This window comes from Paenibacillus odorifer (assembly GCF_000758725.1).
Taxonomy (GTDB): Bacteria; Bacillota; Bacilli; order Paenibacillales; family Paenibacillaceae; genus Paenibacillus_AQ; species Paenibacillus_AQ odorifer.
The window spans coordinates 5,049,522-5,064,565 of record NZ_CP009428.1; the positions used below are offsets into that span (position 1 = coordinate 5,049,522).

12 protein-coding genes are annotated in these 15,044 nt (G+C 42.0%); all 12 read right to left on the reverse strand.

The window, feature by feature from the left end:
* Positions 1-23: 23 nt before the first annotated feature.
* Entirely contained in the window at positions 24-1,946 is a 1,923-nt protein-coding gene (locus tag PODO_RS22055; RefSeq protein ID WP_036683298.1) for a BglG family transcription antiterminator, read from the reverse strand.
* A 335-nt stretch (positions 1,947-2,281) separates the two neighbouring features.
* A complete protein-coding gene (locus tag PODO_RS22060) occupies positions 2,282-3,703 on the reverse strand; it encodes an amidase (RefSeq protein ID WP_038572730.1) in 1,422 nt (473 codons plus the stop codon).
* A 15-nt stretch (positions 3,704-3,718) separates the two neighbouring features.
* On the reverse strand, positions 3,719-5,347 hold the full coding sequence (locus PODO_RS22065) for an ABC transporter substrate-binding protein (protein ID WP_038572732.1): 1,629 nt from the start codon (positions 5,345-5,347) through the stop codon (positions 3,719-3,721).
* Positions 5,348-5,366: 19 nt separating this feature from the next.
* Positions 5,367-6,521, reverse strand: coding sequence for a M20/M25/M40 family metallo-hydrolase (locus tag PODO_RS22070; protein ID WP_244886375.1), 1,155 nt, complete (start codon positions 6,519-6,521; stop codon positions 5,367-5,369).
* Between the two features lie 24 nt (positions 6,522-6,545).
* Positions 6,546-7,424, reverse strand: coding sequence for an oligopeptide ABC transporter permease (gene opp4C / locus PODO_RS22075; RefSeq protein ID WP_143761236.1), 879 nt, complete (start codon positions 7,422-7,424; stop codon positions 6,546-6,548).
* Between the two features lie 15 nt (positions 7,425-7,439).
* A complete protein-coding gene (locus PODO_RS22080) occupies positions 7,440-8,390 on the reverse strand; it encodes an ABC transporter permease (protein WP_038572736.1) in 951 nt (316 codons plus the stop codon).
* On the reverse strand, positions 8,387-9,391 hold the full coding sequence (locus PODO_RS22085) for an ABC transporter ATP-binding protein (RefSeq protein ID WP_038572738.1): 1,005 nt from the start codon (positions 9,389-9,391) through the stop codon (positions 8,387-8,389). The genes PODO_RS22080 and PODO_RS22085 overlap by 4 nt, the downstream gene beginning before the upstream one ends.
* Positions 9,378-10,373 (reverse strand): ABC transporter ATP-binding protein, encoded by a 996-nt coding sequence (locus tag PODO_RS22090; protein ID WP_038572740.1) that lies wholly within the window; start codon positions 10,371-10,373, stop codon positions 9,378-9,380. The genes PODO_RS22085 and PODO_RS22090 overlap by 14 nt, the downstream gene beginning before the upstream one ends.
* A 296-nt stretch (positions 10,374-10,669) precedes the next feature.
* Entirely contained in the window at positions 10,670-11,548 is an 879-nt protein-coding gene (locus tag PODO_RS22095) for a LysR family transcriptional regulator (protein ID WP_038572742.1), read from the reverse strand.
* A gap of 140 nt (positions 11,549-11,688) precedes the next feature.
* Complete coding sequence (locus tag PODO_RS22100; protein WP_080742565.1) at positions 11,689-12,588, reverse strand: AEC family transporter; 900 nt, start codon at positions 12,586-12,588, stop codon at positions 11,689-11,691.
* Positions 12,589-12,727: 139 nt separating this feature from the next.
* The gene (locus PODO_RS22105) at positions 12,728-14,185 is read right to left on the reverse strand and encodes a glycoside hydrolase family 1 protein (RefSeq protein WP_155288217.1); all 1,458 of its coding nucleotides are present in this window, start codon (positions 14,183-14,185) and stop codon (positions 12,728-12,730) included.
* 18 nt (positions 14,186-14,203) lie between these two features.
* Positions 14,204-15,040 carry a BglG family transcription antiterminator LicT gene (licT, locus tag PODO_RS22110; RefSeq protein WP_038572748.1) on the reverse strand — a complete coding sequence of 279 codons (837 nt, stop codon included), beginning with the start codon at positions 15,038-15,040 and terminating at the stop codon, positions 14,204-14,206.
* Positions 15,041-15,044 lie beyond the last annotated feature (4 nt).

Sequence of the window (15,044 nt, forward strand, 5' to 3'; positions counted from 1 at the left end):
TCCACTCCGTATCGTCATTTTATTTATAGTAGGTTCTCTATCTCATTCATAAATTGCTCATAACTATTCGTGTTTAGCAGCCGGTTACGGCTGTCTTCCTTCTCCATTAGAACCAGTAGCAGCTTGCTGATCTCTTTGTGCAGGAACAACTGCCCCGGACCCAGATTGATCAGAAAAATCAACTGGACCGGCTTACCCTCATAGATCAGCGGTTTCTTCAACACGGTAACACTTATACAGTCGCGGATCGCGCTCATCCGCATCGGATGCGGGCCGGCCACCCCATTTTTGTAAATGGTGGTGAATTTCTGCTCTCTGAGCAGCACTTGTTCAGGGAAATCGTCAGCTGCATAATGATTGCCCACGATCTCCCGGCAGCGCTGCTTTAACAGCTCCATGTAATCTTCGTCCGAACCAGACAGATGGAACAGCTCCCTGCGGAACAAATCCTTGAAATCCATCAGCTTGTAGGACGGTTCTGTACGATTAATCTGCAAAGACAATATTTCTTTGATCCGCTGAATCTCTTGATCATCCAGCAGCTGTTTGATATGGATCACCGGTTTTTCCTTAATCTCTGTTGCCAGCGGTACAGTAGAGAGAATCAGATCCACAGGCTTGCTGCTGATCTCCTCCACCTCCGTAATGGAGGCTGTGATCACCGACGCTTTGGGGAATACCGCTTCCAGCTTCAGCCGGATTAACTGGGCACTGCCCCCTCCCGTCGAGCAGATCACGGCAATCCGCTTGAACTTCTCCAGATTGCGCTGCTGCATCCGTTCCAGATGAGTGGCAAAATGCAACGCGACATACCCTGCCTCATCGCGCGACATCCGAAACCCGTACTGCTCCTCTACAATCTCAGCGAAGCGGAAGGAAATGACGAACACATTGGCATACTGGCTGTAAACATCCTCCACCAATGGGTTGCCGAGCTGAAGATTGTAATACAACCGGTTCAGCAGCGGGAACATATGCAATAGAAGCGCTTCGCGCAGCTCGTGATCTTGAGTGAATCCAGTGAGGAACTCGCGGTCTAAGCGCTCCAGAATAGCCGTAATTCCCTCCCGCAGATGCGATTTGGTCTCTTCCGACATCCGCTCCATAATGGTCTTGCCAGAAATGTGCAGCGCCAAATAATCAATCTCATCCGCCGGAAGCTTAATCCGGTAGTGAGAGGAGATAAAATCTGCGATGCTCCTAGCAATATCCTGATACAGCGGCTCAGGTGTTCCCTGCAAGGCTTGACCAGCCACAATGAAATTGTGCTTGGAAACCCGGTATAGAAGAATGAACAGATGGGTCAAGATATTATCCAGAAACACATCTGAGATCTTCAGTTCTTTTTCCTTGAGGATTTGCAGTAGAAATCCCTTAAGCTGCTCAGCATCAAAGTCCTGACTGAAGGCATGAAAATCCTCCGTATGCTGCAGCGTATGACCCGATTGCAAGATAAAGTAAGAAAAGGCTTTGCGGAAGTCTTGCTCTTCCCCCTCGATTTTCATGCCATAATGAGCCCGACGTTTCAAGCTAAGCCGGAAAGCGGCCAGTCGCTGCTCTACTTCCTTCAGATCAGAAATAATGGTAGAACGGCTGACGCCGATTTCTTCCGCCATGTTATCCATAGACTGATAGCCATCATTCTGTAAGAGATAAAATAGCAAATACTGCTGGCGTGACTGCTTATTATCGAGATCCACCTGATCCAGCTGCAGCATTCCTTTTTCCTGGTAGCTACTGAATTTGGCTTCATCACCAATCTCCAGCAGATAACCCTGGCCGCGGATCATGCGGATACCAAAACCATTCGCCTCTCCTGTTTTGTCGAGTGCACGGATTACGTCACGGAGAGTCCGTTCAGACAACCCCACTTCGGCAATCAGCTCACTCATGCGCACAGGACTCTTGCGGGTATATAAAATATTAACAATCGTATATTCTCTCACCTTAAATTCCCTCATTTGTGATACTAGTATCGGATGAAGCACTCAGCTGGTTATGAATACATCATACGTGGAAGCGTTATCTTCTGAACAGTTTGTATTCTGCTGTTTGGAACGGCAGAAACTGACGGATAGGTAAATAACGGATTAAATTCTTAGCATACATTATTTGTGGCCACAAATCAGGAGGAAATATACAACAAAGAGGAGAGTGCCGATTAATTTGAGATCATCTTCTATAGATGCGATGTGAAAGAATCAAAAATCCCAAGGTCAGTGTAACTGACCTTGGGATTTTGATGGAAGAATTAATATAAGATAAGGAAGTCTCATACTGCTTATTTGCTAATATCCCCCAAACTCAGAGAAAGGTCCCCTGTCTTTAGACATATTGCATCACGTGTCTTGTAAAATTCATGAAGAAAGTTTTGTTCATACGTATAACCGGCCTTCATCAGCATGCCCTCCTGATTGGGAGCTGCAATCAGTTGCACACTGGCAGGAAGGTTCTTAGTTGTTATACCACATGGCAAAGCTAGGGCCGGGTAACCGACAATATTAAAAACAGCGGTGAACCTATTCATACAATGAAATATATCTTCTATTTTTGAATCAATAAGCACTTCTTTAACCCCAATTTTCTGAGGCGTTTTTGGCAATGTCGGCGTGATCAGCAGATCAATAGATTCGAACATTTCATTAAAAGCAGCAAGATACTCATCCCGTCTAAACATGGACCCAATATACTGATAAGCAGGAAAACTCCCCATTTGCTCGATATAGACTTTTAGATCTTCTCCCAATAGTGCAATTTGAGATTTATTCGACATAACTTGCTTAAAAATATGTCCCGCCTCAGAGATGGCAATAGCTAGTGTAAGATCGAAAAAGTCAGAGATATCTGGAAGTTCAACTTCAACAATGTCACAACCTAAACTTTCGAATTGGGAGATGGCTGTGGTATAAAGGTTATAAAGCTCAGCATCCAATTGTTCATTAAAAAAGGAAGTTGGAACCCCTACTTTTACACCTCGAAGATCTTCAATCAGCTGGTCGGACAAGTTCTTATCATCCGAGAGCACGCCTGTTACAATAGCCATGTCCGTCATATTAGCTGCAATAGGTCCAACATGATCAAGCGTCCATGAAATATGTTTTGTCCCTTGTGGCGGAATAAGGTTTCTGGTAGGCTTCAAGCCAACAACGCCATTAGAAGCGGAAGGTCCTCTGACAGATCCCCCAGTGTCCGAACCTACAGATACAACTGATAATCCCGCTGCCACAGCAGCTGCCGAACCGCCGCTGGAGCCTCCAGCTACATGTTCTTTATTCCATGGATTTTTAACGGTTCCATAATGAGGATTCTCCGAGGTTACCCCAAATGCAAACTCATGCATGTTGTTTTTCCCGATGAGTACCACTTCTTCTTTGCGGAGGCGGCTGAAGGCAATAGAATCACGCTCAGGAATTCGATCCTGTTCAATTTTCGAGCCCGCTGTCGTTCGAATTCCATGTGTATCAATATTATCTTTAATAGAGACCGGAACTCCGAATAAGCTTCCAATCTTTCCACCACTCATCAATAATTTTTCCAAGCTTTTGGCTGTGCTAAGCGCCTCTTCCGCAGCAATAGTTATATAGGCATTCATTTCAGGATTAATTTCTTCAGCATGTTTCAGATATTGCTTAGTAATTTCAACAGGGGAGATTTCTTTATTTAGATATCCGTTATGCAGGTCTTTTATATTCCAGCGTATCATTTATTCATCCTCCTTTTATTCAGCAATATCCCATTCATTCACATTATTCATCATGCCAATGGCCTTCGGTTCTCCCACGAGCACATTTTTAGAAACAGCATTAAATGTGTTCTGTTCATAAATGGTTACACTAGGCATATCCCGGACAAGAATCTGTTGGATTGTATAATAAATCTCTTTACGCTTAGCCGAGTCCGTCTCAGCAGCACCTTTTCTCAATAGGTCATCTATTTCAGGATTACTGTACTCACCAAAATTGTAGAGCGCACCAGAAGCGTAAGTACCACTGATATCCGGATCGATTGTAATCGTTGAGCCGAACATCGCAAGATCAAAATCATGCTCTACGCTGGCTTTGTTAGCAGCCGTTACAAAATCAAATTTATCCACTTTGACCTTTACACCAATATCCTTTAAGTTCTCAGCCAAAATGTCGGCAGCTTGTTCTCTCACTTTATTTCCGGTAGGCACAACTAGTGATAATGTTTGACTAAAATCATAGTTCGCCTCTTGCAAGAGCTGTTTAGCCTTATCAGGATCATAAGGTGTTAGTGTCAAACCGCTGTCAAAGTAAGGATGAATGGAAGTGTATGGAGCATCAATAACTTTGCCATAACCACGCAGCAGATTCTTCGTAATCAGTTCTCTATTAAATGCCAGCACAATAGCTTGACGAACGCGGGCATCTGAAATTCTTTTGGTATTCATGAATAAAGACTGAATGCTCAAAGGTTTACCAGTGACAACACGCACGTTATCCATCGCTTCGACAGTTGCATAATCTTCAGGAGCTATATTCCCTTTGCTTGGGTAATTCATATTCAGTTCACCGCTCTTGAGCTGGGCCACAATATTGGCGGAAGGTAATATTTTTATGAACAGCGAATCGATTTTGGGTGCACCCAGGAAATAATCCGGATTGGCCGCCAGTTCAAAATATTGATCCTTTGCATTCTCCTTAAGACTGAAGGCACCATAGGATACCGTTGGATTGATCATGTATGGATCTTTGTTAACCTCTGCAGGATTCACATCTTTCAAAATGTGCTCCGGTACCGCCCGAAGATTGATCCCGATTTTCTCCAGAAATAAATTGGTATCTACAGCATTTTTCATATGAAAAATAAGGGTATGATCATCCGATTTTTCAACAGCTTGATCAATAGAGGCCCCGGCCTCTAACTTCCCCTTGTCGTCCATACCCTGTAATAAATTAAAGCCTTGGCCGGACGCTGCAATAACATTTGTGTCTGCTATTAACTTGGCCGAAAAAAGCACATCATCAGCAGTCAATGCTTCACCATCAGTCCATTTGGCATTTTCCCTTAAGTTCACTGTGAAGTTTTGATGATCTGTGGTATTTACCTCTTCTGCAAGCATCATATCAAATGACAACTCTTCATTAGGCAATACAAGAGGAGGAAAGATAATATCGGCAATTAATGGATCATCCATTGAGTTAATCGGATTAGCACCGGCAATGGTATTGGTAATTCCAACAGTAATGATTTTTGAACCAGCACTCGTTGACTTAGCCCCACTCGTGTTCGTTCCAGTTTCACTATTTTGTGTATTGGCAGAAGTACCACAAGCAGATAATAATAAGACCATTGTTAAACCGATAAGTACTTTCGCTCTTTTCATTAGATGTCCCCCACATTAATCATTTTTTCTGTGATTCATACCAGTTCTGAATAATAGCTAGCGTAAGACGGGCGGTATTGACGACATTGGATACACTTACGTTCTCCTGGAACGTGTGGATTTGGCGAAATCCATTCCCAAGGGTAATGCACTTTAAACCAATCTCATTTAATGCATTGGTATCTGCTCCACCTAATGTTCTGGTGATATCAGGCACAACACCTATTTGAACCGCAGATGTAATAGCCGTTTTCGCAATAAAATCATCCTCTTCAATTTTGAAGCCTACATAGCGGTCATCTATTGACACTTTAGCGCCACCACCGTGACTTTTTGCCGCCTGTTCAACCGCCTCTTTCATGCGCTTCAGTTGCTCTGACAGATCCGTTCTATTGAATGAACGAACTTCCCCTATCATTTCTACAGTTCCGGGAACAATTGACGTCATATCACCCCCTCGCAAAATTCCAATGTTGGCATTCGTTTCGCTATTGATAATGCCCAGCTTCATCGCCTTTAGGCCATCAGCTGCGATCACCAAAGCATTAACAGCCTCTGGATTTAGTACAAAATGTCCGGATTGGGGTTCACCCGTTTCGATATCAAAGTGTATCCGCGTGCTGTTACCTCCCTGCAAGATAATTTGTCCAACATCACCGTTACAGTCAAAAACATACCCTTCCTTGCTTATTACTTTAGTGATATCTAAAGCATGTGCCCCTTTTAAACCTCTCTGCTCGCTCACAGTTAGGATTAACTCAATAGGACCACAAGATATTCCATTCTCTTGTATGGTATTAATAGCCTCAAGATAACCAGCTATAGCACAACGATCATCTGCGCCAAGGATGGTTGTGCCATCCGAATAGATAACTCCGTCCTTGATCACAGGCTGCAATCCTTTTGTCGACCAAACAGTATCCATATGAGCTGAGAAAAATAACGGCGGAATGGACGAATCCGTGCCCTCCCAGTAAGCGATAAGATTCCCGCATTCACCACCAATTTCTTTATGCGCCTCATCGATTTGAAAAGTAAAACCCTTCTGACCCAAAGCCTCAATCAAATAATCAGCCATTGGTTGTTCAAATTGGCTAGGCGCATCAACTTTGCAAATCTCAAAAAAGTCTTCAATTAAACGCTTCTCGTTCACACTAAAAATAGTACGACTCATCTCCATCTCTCCCTCTCACATCTCTTATTTTGCATTTCTTGGATCAAGGGCATCTCTAAGCCCATCTCCTATAAAATTCACAGCCAGCACAGTGAGCAATATAGTAATGCCCGGCGGCAACCAAAGCCATTGCTGATGAAGCAGAACACTAATCGATTGCGCATCCATGAGCATATTCCCTAAGCTGGCTGCGGGTGGTTGTATTCCCATGCCCAGAAAACTCAAAGCAGATTCTGTCATGATCGCTCCAGCGACACCAAAAGTCGCATTCACAATAATAGGGCCCAGCGCGTTCGGAATAACATGCCGGAATAATATCCTCGTAGGGCTTAATCCCAAAGCAACTCCCGCCTTGACAAAATCCCTTTCTTTCAGGGAAAGCACACTTCCTCTAGCGATTCTGGCTACCCCTGCCCAAGAAAACGCTGATAGGACAAAAATGATCGTGCCCATGTTTGGGGTAAGAATACTTACTGTAACAAGGATAATAATCAGTTGTGGGAAAGATAAGAAAACATCTGTAATTCTCATAATAACCATATCTACTTTGCCGCCAAGAAAACCCGCTATCGAACCCACAATAGTGCCAACCACTACAAAAATAGCTACAGAACAGACGCCAATTAATAGAGAGACCCGTGTTGCGTAGATTAAGCGGCTAAACACATCTCTCCCCAGTGAGTCCGTACCCAACCAATGATCCATAGACGGACCTTCATTAAAACTAGTGCTTAAAGCACTTTGGCTGTAAGGTGCAATGAATGGAGCGAGGAGAGCAATAAGCGCCATGACTACAAAAAAGCCAAATCCAACCACGGCCATGCGATGTTTACGAAAAATACGTAATGAATTCCGGAATACATTGTCAGGAACACTAATTGATACTTTTGCTACCTCTTCCACATGTCCAATTCCTCTCTAGTTATATTTAATTCGCGGGTCAACAACAGAGTATAGAATATCCGTTATTAAATTCGCCGCCAGCATAACTATCGCAGCTAGTATACTGATGCCCATAATGACCGGATAATCTCTGGACAGGATAGACTGAATGGTGAGTTGCCCTAGCCCCGGCCATTGAAATACCTGCTCAGTTACTGCCGCCCCGCCTAAAAGCTCACCTACAGATAACCCCACTAATGTAAGGATAGGAATAAGCCCATTACGCAAAGCATGCTTTCCAATCACAAAAAACTCTTTCAACCCTTTCGCACGAGCAGTACGCATATAATCTTGTCCAAGAATCTCAATCATGCTGGAGCGTACATACCGGGTCACCGTTGATGCAGTTCCGATAGATAGAATACAGGCAGGCAAGATTAAATGATTAATAATATCCCATGCTCCTCCGCTGTTCCCTAACGTTTTCATTCCTCCGCTGGGCAGGAGATTGAGTTGTAGTGCAAAAATAAATATAGCTACTAAGCCTAAGAAAAAGGTTGGGATTGAGAAGCCCAAGAAGGAAAATCCGGTTGAACAGTAATCCACGATTGTATTACGTTTGATTGCACTGATAATACCAAGCGGTAATGCGATCAGTAGCCCGATGATTAGCGCACTTCCGGTCAAGAGCAGCGTCGGTAAGATCCGCTCTCCAATCAGTTGAATCACCGGCTCATTGGTTTTTAGAGAATAACCGAGGTTACCTTGAAATAATTGGCCAAGCCATTTGAAATATTGAAGCCAGACAGGATCATTTAAGCCCATTTGATCTTTCAAGTTAGCAATATTCTCTGCAGAAAGCTGCGGACTGATATACATATCAGCGGGGCTCCCTGGCGCCATCTGGATAATAAAATAATTGATTAGAGTCACTCCAAATAGGACAGGAACCGAGATTAATAGTCTGCGAATGATGTAATTTATCACAATAACCCTCCAAACTCCTCTACTTTTAAGCAGGCAACAGCATGTTCCCCACCTTTCAGCAGAGGTTCTTGTTGCGTACATTCCACAGATGCAATTGGACAACGAGTGTGGAACCGACAGCCTTGGGGAGGGTTTACTTGACTCGGCACATCTCCCTGTATAATCACCCGTTCTTTTTTTCTCATTAATGGATCCGGAATGGGGTACGCTCCTAGCAATGCTTTCGTATACGGGTGTTTCGGATTTGCCATTAGCTCTTCTGTCTTCCCGGTCTCCACAATTTTTCCCATGTACATTACCGCAATTCGATCACTGATATATTTAACAGCACCCAAGCCATGACCTATAAAGAGATAAGAAAAGTGAAATTCTTGCTGTAAGTCCTTTAGTAAGTTCAGGATTTGAGATTGGATCGATACATCAAGTGCAGATACCGGCTCATCACAAATGATCAATTTGGGGTTTACGGATAACGCCCTCGCCACACCGATTCTTTGCCTCTGTCCCCCTGAAAATTCATGAGGGTAACGATTGATATAAGATTTAGACAACCCGACCATTTCCAGTAGCTGATTCACACGAAGCGAAGCTTTATCCGGTTCAACAAGACGATGCACTTTGATAGGCTCTTTTAAAATATCACCGATGGTCATTCTCGGATTTAGGGAAGAGAATGGATCCTGAAAAACCATCTGCATCCCTGTACGGATGTTTCTCATCTGTTTTTGTGAATAGGAAGTAATGTCCTGTCCCTGAAAGTGGATACTTCCCTCCGTTAGCTGCTCCATACGAATGACCGATCGGCCAACGGTAGATTTGCCGCAGCCGGATTCCCCCACCAACCCAAGCGTTTCACCCTTATTGATCATAAAATCCACACCATCAACAGCCTTCACATGGCCAACAGTTTTTGATACAATTCCTTTTTTGATCGGATAATAAGTTTTTAATCCTTTTACGTCTATTAAAGGTTCCTCAGCGGCACTCTTATTCGTTGGCATCTGCATCTGTCTCCTTCATCATGGATTCCACCAACCAGCATCTGGCTTTTCGAGTGCCGATTTCATATAAAGGCGGTGCCTGTTGGCATTTGTCGTGTACTTTAGAACAACGCGATTGGAACCGGCAGCCGGTTGGCATCTCTTGGATTGAGGGTACAGAGCCTGGAATGGACTCCAATCTGGTTTCCCGTTGATTGTCTAAATGGGGGATGGACTGCATTAACCCCTGAGTATAGGGATGTAATGGGCTTGCGAATAATTGGTAGACATCAGCTTCTTCAACAACTTGTCCCGCATACATGACTATGACTTTATCCGCCATTTCAGCAACTACCCCTAAGTCATGAGTAATTAGAATAAGTGCAGCACCAGTTTGTTCCTTCATCCGATTCATTAGATCTAGGATTTGCGCTTGAATCGTCACATCCAAAGCCGTTGTGGGTTCATCTGCAACGATTAATTTCGGACTGCAACTTACCGCCATCGCGATCATTACCCGCTGGCGCATTCCTCCAGAAAGGGCATGTGGATAGTCTTTCATAATGGATTCAGCTCTCGAAATTCCTACTTCCTTAAGTGTTGCAATACAATGTTTCCGGGCTTCGGCAACAGACATTTTTAAATGATTTCTTACACCCTCGATCATCTGATTGCCTATCGTGAAAACCGGGTTCAGGGCCGTCATCGGCTCTTGAAAAACCATTGCTATTTCTTTTCCTCTCACTCTCTGCATTTTGCTTTCGGACATAGCTGCAAGATCACTATCTTCAAAAAATATATTTCCGTTTGTTATTTTCCCATTGTTACTGAGGAGCCTCATGATCGCCAACGAGGTCACGCTTTTTCCACAACCGGATTCACCGACAATCCCAACGGTTTCACCAGAATTAACATTGAAGTTGATTTGATCTACAGAGATAACCTCACCATGATCCGTATTAAAAACCACTTGAAGATTTGATACTCTAAGAAGACTACTCATTGATTCTCTTCACTCCCCCTGTAATGCAATGAACAAATATACCATTTTGTGTTATATAAATTTACACATTATATTATATATTTGTATATTAGCAGAATCATTTTTGCCTATCCAATACTTAAATCGTTGTTTGCATATACAAAAATCGTATAATCAACATAAAAATCTTATTTTAAAACATATTATGAGTGATATTATCTAACATATATATTTGTGCATAACAAAAAGACTTGCCGTTTTAATAACGACAAGCCCTGTAACCATCCTATAATATAGCTCTATTTTTCATCCTGTTACTATTCAAATAATTCCAGAAAGAGGCGAGCCTGCTTGGATAAGTAACGTTCTTTCATCCAGATCACTGCCGATTCCATTTTCAGCGAGGTATCTTTGAGATTTAGAATTCGATATTTAGGATTCGCCGCATGCTGAACAAAAAATGCAGGGAATATAGCAGCACCCAAACCGGCATTTACTAGAGCCAAAACGGATTCCACATTATTGCTTTCACATAATATATTCGGTGTGATCCCCAGTTTACTGCATTCATTTAAAATGATCGGCTGCAATCCACTTTGACTGTCCCGTTTTAAAATAATCCAAGGAATATCTTTCAATTCGTACAGAGACACGTCGTGGCCTGCGAAGTCCCCTCCTATATTATTCGGAACAGCACACGCCAATCCATGATCCCCAAAAATTCGCACAGAGAAATCGTCCATAGGGATAGGCAAATTCACAAAAGCTAAATCAATTGTTCTGTCCTTCAGCAGCCCAATCAGTTGCTGGGGTTCATGTTCCAATATTTTAAAGGTGACCAAAGGATACTTATTCGAGAATATCCTAATCTTCTCTGCAATCAGACCTGAATAAAAATCGTAAATCCCTATATTCAGTTTCCCCCTTAGACCCTCTGCCGTCTCCATCACTTCACAACGTGCATCCTCTATAGATTGCAGGATCTTAACAGCTTGCTGATATAAAACTTCCCCCGATTGTGTCAAATAGAGCCTTTTCCCGTGGCGTTCGAACAAACTAACCCCTAGCTCCTCTTCAAGCAGTTTCACCTGTTGACTTAAAGGGGGTTGGGCTAAATTCAATAACTTGGCCGCCTTTGTTATATTCTGATCCGAGTCCACAATGGTTACGAAGTAACGCAACTTGCGTGTATCCATTAAAGCCCTCCTCCTTCACTTACAACATAGACGAGCTTTAATAAGTATAGTCAATCTCTTCATTTTTTAATAGTTTCTTGCGAATACAAAGCAAAAGCACTCCATACATAATAAAGAACCCCTCTCATCAAGGGGCTAATCTAAAAAAGAAATAGCAAAACGGGAATCGTCACCAGCGAAAAAATAGTAGACATAAATATGCCCTTCGTGACCAGTTCAACATCCGCGTCATATTCCAGACATAACATGGACACATTGCCGGCTGTCGGCAAACTTGTTAAAATAACGGCTATCCCCAAAATCATTGCGTCGTGAATAAAAAATTGAAGAATAAACCACAGCACTCCTGGGATTAGTACGATTTTCAAGAAGGTAAATTGATATAACGTCTTATCTTTTATAACATCCCTTATACTTACTGCAGCTAGAGTAGATCCAATAACGATCATCGCCAGTGGTGTGGTGACACTCCCAATAGTCGCTAACAGTTTAACAAGCGGAAGTGGAACCGGTATGTCTAGGATAAATATGACTAAGCCTAGGATTGCTGATATAATACCTGGATTAATCAAATTTTTAAAAATCCCTACACGGCTCGCATCATCCTTCTGAATAATGGAAATCCCATACGAAAAAAGACTTATATTAAATAACATCATATATATCGATACATAAAATATAGCACTCTCACCATAAATACTAGAAATAATAGGAATGCCCATAAACCCTAGGTTGCTGTACACCAGCATGATTTCATAAGTTTTGTTCATTTTCAGCTTTTTCACAAAAAATCTACCGAAAATAGGAGTTATAATAAACACTGCCATCGCTACTGCGAATACGGTCATGGCTTCCATTTTGTTGTCCATATTCTGACCAATCGATGAACTGATTATCGTTGCTGGGATAGCAATATTAATAATAAGCTTAGAGAAACTCCTATTACTACTTTCGTCTAAAATTCCTCTTTTGTTTGCTATAAACCCAATAGCCATTAAACCAAATAATATCAATATTTGTGTTATGATCATCTCTATCATTTATCCTTTCCGTCAACGTCATTGCTTAATTCAGCGCGACAGAAAAATCCTACCATAGGTCAAATCATATTCCAAATATATATATAATCTAGTTTTAATACTTAAAAGATATAAGCACTTATAACATCAACACTTTAACTTACAATCCATTGTTTGCAATTACATCTTTATACCAATAGAAACTCTTTTTGCGCTTTCTTTCGAGCGTCCCATTTCCTTCATTGTCTAAATCAACATAAATAAATCCATATCTTTTCTCCATTTCGGAAGAAGAATAGCTGACAAGATCTATCACGCCCCAACTGGTGTAACCCATGAGCTCCACACCATCCAGAATAGCCTCGTGCATTTCCTCGAGATGAGCTTGGAAATAAGCGATTCGATAATCATCCTGAATTGTTCCGTCATCTTCTATTTTGTCATGCGCTCCAATTCCGTTCTCTACAATAAATAGCGGAACTTGATACCGGTTGTAGAGATCGTTCAGAGAAATCCGAAGACCAATGGAGTCGATTTGCCATCCCCAAGCATTGGTTTCTAAGTATGGGTTCTTTACGCCCCCCATAGTGTTTCCGCTAACTTTCTCTAGACCCTCGCTTTCAGCGCTGGCAACCAATGACATATAATAGCTAAATGAAATAAAATCGACCAGATGTGATTTTAAGATTTCATCATCACCCTCTACCTTATGAATATTTATACCTTTATCACTGAAGAAGCGTTTAATAAAGTTAGGGTATGCTCCACGTACCATCACATCTGTAAAGAAGTAATTGAACTGGTTATCCTTAAAGGCGGCCAGAACATCTTTGGGACTACAGGTATGGGGATACATCATGAGCCGAGTTAGCATGCAGCCAATCTTTGACCCAGGAACAATTTCATGGCAGTACTTTACTGCCAGTGCACTAGCTACGAATTGGTGATGCAATGCTTGATAAACAGCTTGTTCAACATTGTCATGACGATTTGGAACAATCCCGCCACTAGTAAACGGATGACGTACAATACTGTCAATTTCATTAAACGTAACCCAAAGCTTCACTTTGTTTTTATATCTTTCAAACACCGCTTTGCAGAAAGTAATAAAAAATTCTACGACACGCCGATCTGTCCATCCCCCATATTCATTAACAAGGTGCATCGGCATTTCATAATGGGATAAAGTAACCAGTGGTTCTATCCCTTGCCTATGCATTTCATCAAACAAATTATCGTAAAATTTCAACCCAGCTTCATTAGGATGTTCTTCATCACCATTCGGGAATATCCGTGTCCATGCTATGGATACCCGCAAGGTTTTTAAGCCCATCTCTCCGAATAAGGCGAGGTCTTCTCGATATCGGTGATAGAAATCAATACCTCTGCGTTTTGGATAATCCCGGTCTGAAGCATCCTCCATAGCCATCTGAATCTGCTCTTCACCCACCGTATTATGTTTTTTATAGTCACTTTTGCTTAGATTCTTTTTGTATATCGCTATATCAGCGGTTGATAATCCCTTACCGTCTACATTCCAAGCTCCTTCCGCCTGATTAGCCGCAATTGCCCCTCCCCACAAAAAACCTTCAGGGAATTTTCTTTTTAAATGTTCTATCACTTTTATGGCTCCTCTCTAATTCCGATGAATAACACGGTTAATATGAATAATTAGATACATCATTTCTTCATTTGATATGGTGTACTCGAATTTCGCTTCTATATAATGTTTGATAGATTCGACGCATCGTTCTTCTTCCGGATATTTATTTATGATCTGCCCCAAAAGTTCATGATCATGAGATTCCAGCATCTTGTTTTCTAGTAAGCGTTGGACAAAAAACTGCAAATGGGTTAAAAAACGTGAGTAATTAATACTCTGGGTATAAAGTTCAATTCCATATTGAATTTTGATAATGTTAAGTATGTCTTTTACTGTACTCGTCATGAGTAGGACCTGATTCATATTGTCATCGGTTTGTTGAGCATTAACCAGATGGAAGGCTATATTAGCCGCTTCTTCTTCTGGCAGCAAGATTCCCACTTGACGTTCAATAAGTTGAAGGGCTTGGACTCCAATACCAAATTCAACTGGATAAAACTTTCTGACTTCCCAAAGCATCCGGTTCTGAATTGTAAGATTATCTTTATGACGTTTGACCGCCATATATAAATGATCCGTCAGAGAGATATATAAATGTTCGCTGAGGTGCCTGGAAAGAACGGTTTTGGCATTAGATATGATTTCGTCCGCAAGAATCAAGTACTCCTGGGGAGTTTCCTTCATTAAAGCAGTCAAGTTGGAAGACATGCTTTCATTTTCAAGCACATATACCTTTTCGATCTCGTCCTCATTAATACTGTCACCCGGTCTGCTTTTATACCCGATGCCTTTGCCCATTACGATAACTTCTTTTTGATCTGCACGCTTGGCAAGAACGATGCTCGTATTGAGAACTTTTACTACTTCCATATAA

Bases quoted from the DNA above. Each gene is read 5' to 3' on its own strand.
- licT (WP_038572748.1), bottom strand. From the start codon at position 15,040: ATGGAAGTAGTAAAAGTTCTCAATACGAGCATCGTTCTTGCCAAGCGT.
- PODO_RS22065 (WP_038572732.1), bottom strand. From the start codon at position 5,347: ATGAAAAGAGCGAAAGTACTTATCGGTTTAACAATGGTCTTATTATTA.
- PODO_RS22060 (WP_038572730.1), bottom strand. From the start codon at position 3,703: ATGATACGCTGGAATATAAAAGACCTGCATAACGGATATCTAAATAAA.
- PODO_RS22070 (WP_244886375.1), bottom strand. From the start codon at position 6,521: ATGAGTCGTACTATTTTTAGTGTGAACGAGAAGCGTTTAATTGAAGAC.
- PODO_RS22095 (WP_038572742.1), bottom strand. From the start codon at position 11,548: ATGGATACACGCAAGTTGCGTTACTTCGTAACCATTGTGGACTCGGAT.
- PODO_RS22090 (WP_038572740.1), bottom strand. From the start codon at position 10,373: ATGAGTAGTCTTCTTAGAGTATCAAATCTTCAAGTGGTTTTTAATACG.
- PODO_RS22085 (WP_038572738.1), bottom strand. From the start codon at position 9,391: ATGCCAACGAATAAGAGTGCCGCTGAGGAACCTTTAATAGACGTAAAA.
- PODO_RS22100 (WP_080742565.1), bottom strand. From the start codon at position 12,588: ATGATAGAGATGATCATAACACAAATATTGATATTATTTGGTTTAATG.